The following is a 7,560-nucleotide window of genomic DNA, read 5'->3' as shown; positions in this document are numbered from 1 at the left end:
GGCCGGCGGTAGAGCAATGGCCGGTTGTGCGGGCTCATGCTTTGGACCGGCCGGCGCGTTTGCCGGCCTTTCAGCCGGCGGTGCGCTGGCCGCCTCGCGCGGTGGCAGCTTTGTAGACGGCGAAACCTTTTCGGTTGGCGCCTGTGTCGCCGTCACGGTTGGCTTGGGCGCTTCCTTGACCTGCGACGGCGTCTCCTTGGGCGGTGAGGGTTCGGGCGCTTGTGTCGCCTTGGCATCCGCCTGACTTTCCGCCGAAGGTGCGCTGGCCATTGTGTCCGGCTGGATCGATGGCGATGCCTTCGGTGGTGACGGCGCGATTGATAGAGGCTTCACCGGTTCCTTGGTTTGCGTGACATTCCCGGCAGGCGGTGCTGGCGCCGGAATCTGGGGTGCTGCGCTCTCCTGCCGATTTTCAACCTGGGGCACGCTGGCATCCGGGTGCGGAGTCGGCGGACCGGCCTTTGCCGGCGCCTGTGCATGCGCGGCATCGTCTGCGGGGACGGGCTTTGGCGCCTCCGGCGCGGGCGTTAGCGCTTCCGATGTGTTGCCGGCGCCGGAGGTGGCGGGCGTCATCAGGCCACTCAGATAGGCCCCCGTTGCCGAAACGACTGTCACTGCCGCCAACGCGGCGATCGCAACGGTCAGGGTCCTCGCGGATCTGGCGGGCACATCGGGCTTGACCGCCTTGGCGGGACCGGCGGCGGCTGGCGGCCGGGGTTGGGACAAATGCGCGGGCCGGACATGCGGCACGAAGTTCGGCCCGCTCGAGTCCTGCGTTGACGGATCAAGTGCCTCGACGGACCCACGGGCCTCGGAGCCCGGCACAAGCGTGTGACCGGCTCGCGGCAGGCCCGGTCGGTCGCGGGGTGGCCTGAGGATCGGCGGCGTCGTCGGCTCGTCCTCGCCACGCGTCATCCTGGCGATCTCAGCCATGCTGGTTGGCCGGTCTCGCGGATCCGGTTCAAGCATGGCTTCGACGATGCCTCGAAAATCGTCGTCGATATCGGAGAGGTCAGGCACGGACCGCCGCTTCTCGATGATCTCGAACTGCGATCCGCCCATGTCGATCGGTTTCCCGCGCAGAGCTGCGGCCAGCACCAGCCCGAGGCTGTAGATGTCGGATTGTTCGCTGACATCGCCGCTGTAGAGGCCGAGTTGCTCGGGTGAAACGTAGTTGTACTTTCCCGCGAACTTTCCGCCGATCAGCGTCTCCCCGCCCACCGTTGCCGACCGCGCGATGCCGAAATCGATGATCTTCGCGCGGTCGACCCGGCCCCCCGGCAGGATGATGTTGTCAGGCGAAAGATCCCGGTGGATTGCTCCCGCCTGATGCACGGCGCTCAGGCCGGAAGCAAGGCGATGGCAGAGCTTGCGAACGTCCTCCGTCGGCATGGGGCCGCGACGCATGATGTCGAACAGCGACTCGCCGTCGACGAATTCCATGGCGAGGTAGGGGCGGCCGATGCCGGGATCGATCGTGAAGACGTGGTATCGCACGACCGCGTCATGCGACAGGTGATTGAGGATAGAGGCCTCCTTGCGGAACAAGGACAGGATCGTCTGGTCACGAGCGAATTCGGGAAGCACGATCTTGATCGCGACATGGTCTCCGGTCTGGATGTTATGGCCTCGGTAGACCTCGCCCATGCCGCCGAACGCGATGCGCTCGTCGAGCTCGTAGATGCCGCTGAGTTGTGTGCCGACGGCGGTATTGGCCACCTGCAGCGATAGTCGCGTCTTGTCGTCGGCGCTCATCGGCCCCGGCCTTCCGCCCTGGCCGGATCAGGGTGGAGCGATTGACCATCGTGCCCATTCGCGATCTTCACGAGCACGATGGTGACATTGTCCGTCCCACCGCGCGCCAGCACCATTTCCAGAAGATATTCGCAGGCCGCCCGGGGCGTTGCCGACACCACCGCCGCCTGGATCTCCGCGTCGGTGACATGCGCCGTCAGCCCATCGGTGCCCAGCACAAAAATATCTCCCGGCATGAGTTCGCCCTGATGGAAGTCGATGACGAACTCGTCGCTGACCCCCACAGCATGCGTGATGACATTGCGGCGCGGCCAGGTTAGCGCTTCCGAGGGGCTGATCATGCCGCGGTCGAGAAGCTCCTGCACCTCCGTATGGTCCCTCGATATCTGCGCGATCGAGCCGTCGCGGACGAGGTAGACACGGCTGTCGCCCGCCCACAGGCAGGCAAACCGCCCATCGATCGCCAGCAGCGCGGCGACGGTGGAGCCGATGGTTATGCCGCGGGATTCGGATATGCCGCGGATCTCGGCGTTGGCCCGGCTCAGCCGGTCCTCGAAGCGCGCGCGAAGATCAGGCGCGGAACTCGCAATGCCGATCGTCGATAGATGATCGACAATGCTGGCCGAGGCGACCTCTCCGGCATCATGGCCGCCCATTCCGTCGGCCACCACCCAAAGGCCGGTCTGGGGCTCGACAAGGTAGCTGTCCTCATTGAGTTCGCGCACACAGCCCTTGTGGCTGACGCCGAAACTCTCGAAGGGAAGGGTGAAGTCGTTCACTCTGCCACCAAGCGCGTCTCAAGCGCCCTCCGCGGCGCACCGCCGGGCGCCCATTCCCGCCACTTTGCCATAGGCTCAAACATTAGAATATCGAAATCAGGGTTCCGAGACGTCTGGATATGTGGAATGTCACACAGACAAGTGGATTATCTCACATATCAAAAGCGCGAAATCCATCTCTAAAATGCCTTCGGGCAGCTGAAGTTGGTAAGTGCCGGAAGAAGGAAGGGGGTCGGGGCCGAACCGGTCTGGATCGTATAGACGACATCGCGTCCGCCGATCACGAAGCGCGCTTCCACATTGCTTTCGCTGCCGGTGATGGTCGCCTTGTCCAGCAACCGCTTGAACGCCCAAGGTCCTTCGAATCTGATGGCGGAGTCGCGGCCCGGCATCTCCGGCGTCAGGCTGAGACTGGCGGACCCCGTGCCCATGCCGCTCGGCCACGTCAGCGTGCTTGGAGCGTTGCCCGCCTGGTTGCTCTGGACGCTCTGACCGTCGACATCGAGGATCGCCGCATCGGCATCGCCATGCAGCGAGAACGGCGTCACGGTGATGCTGACCGAGGGCACCGAACCTCCCTGCGGAAAAAAGGCGGCGCGGATTTCCGAAGCGAGCTGGAAGCTTTTCAGCGTCGACTTCGACAGGTCGCGTCCAAGGCGTGCATCCTGTTTCCAGCTCCAGTCCTGGCCCGTCATGTCGATCAGCGAAGCTAGGTTCTGCGCGAAGAACCGGTCCATCAGCCCGCCCGGGGCGAACAGCTTCGCGAAATCCGCCATCGCAACGTCCTCGGTGCCGGTGCCGGTGCCGGTGCCGGTGAAAGGATAACGGCCGTTGACCGCGTTCTCGCAGGCTTGCGTGACCGTCTGGTCGAGCAACTGATTTAGGTTCGCCACCGAAGTCTCGGTGGCATTGCCTTCAAATTCGTCCGCCGCCGCGTTGACCATTCTGGCGAGTTGCCTGGGCAGCCGCGAGACATTGGCGCGGAGCGTCGCTATCTGGAGCTGCAGGTTCGCGGTCACGCGTTCGGTCTGCGAGGGCACGTCGCTTGCCAGTTGCAGGCTCTGGTGGATATCGCGGAAATTCTGCGTCAGGGCATCGATCGGCCGGTGTCCGGCAGGACCGCTCATCAGGGTCTGGAACGGTCTGAATTGCGCTTCGATGCTCGCCCCGGGAGCCCTGTCTTGCGCATTTGCGGATCCCGCGCCGGCGCGGCTCTGCGATTTGCCGGTGGCGATTTGAATGCCGATCCGCGCCAATCCCCTGGCCATGTTGGTGGTGTCTGCTGGCTCGCCTGAAGCCGGGCCGGCTGCTGCCCCGGCGATGGAAGTCGGGTCTCGCGTCAGAGCCGTTTCGTCGGCGATCGCCCCGAAAAGCTGTTCGATCGGCGAGGTTGGAGCAGCGACCGCGGAAAGCGCGATATAGTCGGGTTTGTCTTTCAGCAGTGGCTTGAATTTCAGCTGGTCGAGAACGCTGTTCCACGCCGTTACGAACGCTTTGCCATAGCGATCGAGCAGTTCGGGGCCGAGCTTGAGCAATTCCTGGTCGATGTCGCCTTGTTCGCCGCCGCCGCCAAGGACCCACCGGTCGTCGACGAGCATCCGCGCAATGCGTGAGAGCTGCCGAAGATAGAAATTGTTGAAGCCGGCATGCGTGTAGAGGCCCTGAACACGAAGGCCCGACAGATCGCCGCCATCGGTCCGCTCGAACAGCAATGGCGCCTCCGGCCCGCCTTTCGCGGACACGGAGAAATCATCCGGCGCTGCCGAGTATACGGCGGACTGGATCAAAGCGGAGGCACGGTCGGCAAGGCTCATGCGCCCAAGCGAGCGTTGTGCGGCTTCGACCAGCGGCTGGTTGAGTTCGAAAACCGGATCATAGGCATCGTCCAGCGCAAGCATGGCGCGCAGGTGCCTTTCGAGTTGCTCGCGCCCTTCGCGGTTGTTCTCGCCCGGATACCGGTTCTCTTCCCAATCCTGTTTCATCCAGGAAACGATCAGCGCGTCGTCGACCTTCGGCGCCCTGCCGCCAAGCATCAGGTAGATTTTCAACGGCTCGTAGAGTGCAGCGGGATCGGCCATCCTGGCCTGGATCGTCCGCTCTGCCTGGACAAGCAGGCGCGAGCGGAACATGCGCTCAAGCGCTTGCCGGTAAGCTGTCTTTGATGCGGAGAGAAGTCTTTCCCGCTGGCTGAGGCCGAAGGTCTCGCCGATCGGCGTTGGCAGGTCACTGGTTTCGAACCCGGCCGGCAGATCGCGCAACTGGTCGAGCGGGCCAATGACGTTTTCGAGGTCGACATCGGTCACCTCCGTGCTCTTGAGCAATGCGTCCGCCGTCGTGCGATACTGGCTGGTGGCCTGCTTGGTGGAGGCGATTAGCGCCTTGTTGGCCGTGAAGCTCAGCGCCAGCGTGCCGAGCGCCGCCGCGGCTATCAACGCGATGGCGCCGAGGCCCGCGAACCGGGCGATCGCCGCACGCCTTTCAACCGACCTGTCGAAAGAAACCCATCCGGACTCGGCAAAGATGACGCTGGTCAACAGGTCATGCAAAAAGAAACTCTTGCCAGTTCCGGAGAGATGGTCCCTCGAACCCCTGCCGAAGCCGCGACCGATCGCGCCCAACACCTGGTCGATCGGCGTTCCTTCTTGCGTGCCCGACGAGAAATAGAGGCCTCGCAGGCTGACATTGACCCGGCCCCGCGTCGGATCAAACAGGCTGGCGATAAAACTCGCGATCCTGCCCTTCAACGCGCCGAACTGCGCCGGGAAGCCAAAGATGGCTATGCGCGCCACCGGATCGGCCTCTTCCTGAAGCCGGTCGGGCATCTCCTCCGCCAGGCGTCTCGCCAGCGCGTCGAATTCGGCCGGCGCCTCGGCGGCCATGTTCTTGTCGCGCTCGGCGGTCTGGAAGGTCGCGCCCCAGACCTTGCGCCGCCGCGTCTCGTCGAAACCGTCGAAATACTCCATGAATCCGGAGACAAGGTCGGCCTTGGTGAAAAGCAGGTAGACCGGAAACTGGATTTTCAGCGTCTCGTGGATCTCCCGCAGGCGGCTGCGGATCGCGACGACGTGGGCGTCGATCTGTCTGTCGTCGGGGCTGATCAGGTCGGCAAGGCTGAAGGCGAGGATCACGCCGTTTATCGGTTGCCTGGTGCGGAATTTCTTGAGCAGCGACAAGAAGGCGAGCCAGCTCTTGCTGTCGCTCTCCGCATGGGAATCCTGCGTCGTGTAGCGCCCGGCGGTGTCGACCAGCACGGCCTCGTCGGTGAACCACCAGTCGCAGGAGCGGGTACCGCCGACGCCGGCCACGGGCTGGGCATCCCCCGAACCGGCCAGCGGAAAATTCAGGCCCGAATTGACCAAAGCCGTCGTCTTGCCGGCGCCGGGCGGGCCGATGACGATGTACCATGGGATTTCGTAGAGGAAGTTGCGCTTGCCGCTCGACCGTTTCAGCGTCGCGACGGCTTCATTCATGCGGGCCTCGAGCACCCGGGAATCGTCATCGGGGTCGTCATTGTGCGCAACGGCAGTTTCAAGCGCCCTTTGTGCCTTTGCGGCTTGCCAGAATCGCAACCCGTAGAAGAGGGCGAGCGCCGCCACGATCACAGCGATGATGGTAACGCGCAGCCACGCAGGTCCGAGAGGACGGGTGTCGGCGAAGCGGATCAAAGGTCCGGCAAACCAGACGGCTGCCGCGAAACCGGCGAGCGCGAGCACGCTGAAGATCCGCGGCAGCCAACGCATCATGGGCGCTTCCAGCTATCCCTGCTCACAATGTTTCCTCCCTGGCGATCATCACATCGACACGGCGATTGCTGGCGCGGCCATCCGGCGTCGCATTGTCGGCGATCGGCTCGTCCTCGCCCTTGCCATCGACCGTCAATCGCGACGGATCGCTGAACTTCGGTGCCATCATGGTCTCGACCGCCTTCGCCCGGGCAACGGAAAGGTCGAAGTTGGATTTGAACGGGCTCGATTTTCGCGGCTTCACATTGTCCGTGTGGCCGACGATCCTGATTGGCCCGGGTTCGTGTTCGAGCGCCGCGGCGATATCCGCGGCAATGGGCTGGAACTCCGGCTTGGCCTCGGCCTTGCCGGACTCGAACAACAGGAGATTGTTGATTTCGACGACGATGAAGTCGCCTTTGGTGCCGACGGTCAGGCCGCCGCCCTCGACATCCCTCGCCAGTGCCGAGCGGATGCGATCGATCTGTGTGGCTGTCGCGGCGACAGGTGGGGGCGCTTTCTCCGGTTCCGCCAAGGGAGCCACGCTGGCCCGCTCGATGGTGATCGGTGTCGACGGGGTGAGCGCCAGCAATTCGCCGGCGGCGGCGTCGCCTTCGTTGGTGATGAGTACCCGCAAGCCGAAGAATGTAGCGGTCAGCAGCGACGCCGTCGCCGCTGCGAAAACCCACAAGGGCAGGCGTGTTCGCGACTGCGTTACCGCCGCCACCGGGCTCTGCCAGTGGGGCGAGATGTCCTCGTCCGCGCGTGCCTTGAAGTAGCGAAGCGTTTCGTAGACGTCGCGCCGGACGCGTTCGAGACTGCCATGGTCGCGTCTCTTACCTCGATATTGGCCTTCGAACCCCAGCGACAGGCAGGCATGCATCAGCTCCAGCAGGTCGTAGTGCGCCTCGGGACGGGCCAGGAGCTTGTTCAGCGCTTCGAAGAAGCCCGTGCCGGCGGGCTCGATGTGAAAGAACCGGGACAGCATGCCATGCGGCGCCCAGGCGTCCTTGTTGGGCCAGGGGAGGTTGCCGATCAGGTCGTCGGCTGTTTCGCAAAGCACGTAACGTGCGATCCGCGCATCCTCTTCGGGGACCTCCGCCTTTTCCAAGGCGCGGTCGAACTTCTCGATCGCCTCGGCGACATGCTCGGCCAGGGGCTCCGCCTGTCTTTCAACGGGGACAAGCCTGAGTTGGCCAAGCAGCAACAGCACGGGCGCGGCCGCGGCCAGGATCGGGTTTGCCGCCGAATAATGGATATTGTCCGTGGCGTTGAGCAGCGCCTGCTGCGGCGGGGCTGAATTC

General features: G+C 64.1%; 4 protein-coding genes. All 4 read right to left on the bottom strand.

Annotation, left to right across the window (positions count from 1 at the left end):
* Window positions 1-1,755 (bottom strand): protein kinase (locus WC739_RS23530; RefSeq protein ID WP_372955396.1); only part of this gene is annotated, 1,755 nt, incomplete at its 3' end.
* On the bottom strand, window positions 1,752-2,534 hold the full coding sequence (locus tag WC739_RS23525; RefSeq protein ID WP_372955395.1) for a PP2C family serine/threonine-protein phosphatase: 783 nt from the start codon (window positions 2,532-2,534) through the stop codon (window positions 1,752-1,754). The genes WC739_RS23530 and WC739_RS23525, both read right to left, overlap by 4 nt.
* Window positions 2,535-2,713: 179 nt before the next feature.
* Window positions 2,714-6,277, bottom strand: coding sequence for a type VI secretion system membrane subunit TssM (gene tssM, locus WC739_RS23520; protein WP_372955394.1), 3,564 nt, complete (start codon window positions 6,275-6,277; stop codon window positions 2,714-2,716).
* A 22-nt stretch (window positions 6,278-6,299) separates the two neighbouring features.
* The coding region (tssL, locus tag WC739_RS23515; protein ID WP_372955393.1) for a type VI secretion system protein TssL, long form at window positions 6,300-7,560 on the bottom strand (1,261 nt) is incomplete at its 5' end.

It is taken from the genome of Mesorhizobium sp. (genome assembly GCF_041661565.1).
Taxonomy (GTDB): Bacteria; Pseudomonadota; Alphaproteobacteria; order Rhizobiales; family Rhizobiaceae; genus Mesorhizobium.
This window is presented reverse-complemented; position numbering and strand designations above follow the sequence as displayed.